This window comes from Streptomyces sp. NPDC057654 (assembly GCF_042800135.1).
Taxonomy (GTDB): Bacteria; Actinomycetota; Actinomycetes; order Streptomycetales; family Streptomycetaceae; genus Streptomyces.
This window is the reverse complement of record NZ_JBHVHQ010001406.1, coordinates 1-1,293: the sequence shown is the minus strand read 5'-3', so window position 1 is coordinate 1,293 and position 1,293 is coordinate 1. Positions and strand designations below refer to the sequence as shown.

Genomic DNA, 1,293 nt, shown 5'->3' with positions numbered 1-1,293 from the left:
GGGTTTCGGTGGTTACAGGGGGTTCGGGGCCGCTTGCTTATTCACTCGGCTCGGGCGCGGCGGTGGGCCGCCACGCGTTCGCGCGTCGCGCAGCGGACCGAGCAGTAGCGGCGGGCGGGGCCGCTGTTGAGCGTGACGAAGACATTGCGGCAGCGCGGCGACGCGCAGAGGCCGCCCGGCGGGCGCTGGCGGTCCCAGACGAGAACGGTCAGGGCCAGGCACGACGAGGCCAGGAACCATTCGCCCCAGGGCGCGTCGTCGTGGCTGTCGAGGTGGGGGTGCCAGGGGGAACCGGTGCTGTGAGAGGTGAGGCGGAAGGTGCCGGTGGTGCGTTCGAGGAGGGGGTTCAGTACGGCCACGGCACCGGCCGCGTCCCTGTCGTCCTCGACGGCGAACACCTCCCGCAGGGACTCGGCCGCCGCCCGCATCTCCGCGATGTCGCGGGCGGAGAGTGAGAAGGGACCGGGTTCGCCGTACGCGCGCAGCACTTCGACGACGGCATCGGCCACCGCGGCATCGGCCGCCTCGGAATCGGCCGCCTCGGAATCGGTGGAACTGGAATCGACGGAACTGGAATCGGGTGAGTCGGAACCGGCGTCGTCCACCGATAGGGCGTTGATCAGGGCCGCGGTCCGCCGGGCCGTGTTCTGCACCGAGAGGAGGGTGGACCACTCGCCGCTCGGATTGCCGCTCGGATTGCCGCCCGGGTTGCCGCCCGGATCGCCGTTCACATTGCCCTTCGGAGTCAGCACCCGACGAATGTAACGCGCCTGGTCAAGTTTTACGTTACCTACGTAACGTGCCGAGCATGGGAAAGCGTTACGCGATGGCGTCGTACGCGCTCGGCGCGGCCACCGCCCGTACCGGTGACGAGATGTCGGGCCCCGCCCTTCTGCTGGCCGGGCTCGCGGTCACCGGATCGGCATCCTCCGGGTCCGCGCTGCTCGCGGGCATGACCGTCTCGGCCGCGGCAGGCGGCCCGCTCTTCGGGGTGCTGCTCGACCGGTCCGCGCACCCCGGCCGCCTGCTGGCCGGGGCGCTCGCGGGCTACGCCGCCGCGCTGGCCGCCGTCCTCCTCAGCCTCGGCCGCGCCCCCTTCGCCTGCTCCGTGGGGATCGCGGTGCTCGCGGGGCTGCTGGGACCGGCCCTGGCCGGTGGCTGGACCTCGCAGCTGCCGCGCGTCGCCACGCCCGAGGCGCTGCCGCGCGCCACCGCCTTCGACGCGATGACCTTCAACATCGCGAGCCTGACAGGCCCAGCCCTGGCCGGAACCGTCGCCGGACTGGCCGGAGC

At 72.5% G+C, this 1,293-nt stretch carries 1 protein-coding gene and 1 pseudogene; one reads left to right on the top strand and one right to left on the bottom strand.

Going from position 1 to position 1,293, the window contains the following annotated elements:
* Positions 1-41: 41 nt before the first annotated feature.
* Positions 42-731: a CGNR zinc finger domain-containing protein gene (locus ACFU99_RS43965; RefSeq protein WP_384404438.1), complete on the bottom strand. Its 690-nt coding sequence runs from the start codon at positions 729-731 to the stop codon at positions 42-44.
* Positions 732-808: 77 nt separating this feature from the next.
* Here ACFU99_RS43965 and ACFU99_RS43960 point away from each other — a divergent pair.
* A pseudogene (locus ACFU99_RS43960) lies at positions 809-1,293 on the top strand (MFS transporter); the annotation flags it as partial.